This window comes from Burkholderia sp. SIMBA_051 (assembly GCF_046534915.1).
Lineage (GTDB): Bacteria > Pseudomonadota > Gammaproteobacteria > Burkholderiales > Burkholderiaceae > Burkholderia > Burkholderia ambifaria.
In genome coordinates this window covers 1-233 of sequence record NZ_JAWRXS010000965.1, presented here as the reverse complement: position 1 = coordinate 233, position 233 = coordinate 1, and the positions used below count along the sequence as shown (strand labels likewise).

The window sequence follows — 233 nt, the reverse complement described above, 5'->3', positions numbered from 1 at the left end:
CAGGATAAAAACCGCGCGGACCGAATGGATCCACCAAATGCCGATACGCCGGAAAAACATCGATTATCGCGGCATCTATTAGTGACAGAGTTCGAAAATTACCGCTGCGAAGCATCGAACAAAACCCATAACGCGTTGATTTTACTGAGCAACATTCAGATACCGAACTACCGGTTTCAATACTGCCGGGAAACCAACGAGACCGCCGCGTAAATCCGATAGCCGCGATTTCG

1 protein-coding gene is annotated in these 233 nt (G+C 48.9%); it reads left to right on the top strand.

Annotated elements, in window-relative coordinates; all coding sequences use genetic code 11:
- On the top strand, positions 1 to 213 hold a 213-nt coding region (locus SB771_RS37360; RefSeq protein ID WP_410722325.1), incomplete at its 5' end, for a hypothetical protein.
- Positions 214 to 233: the final 20 nt, after the last annotated feature.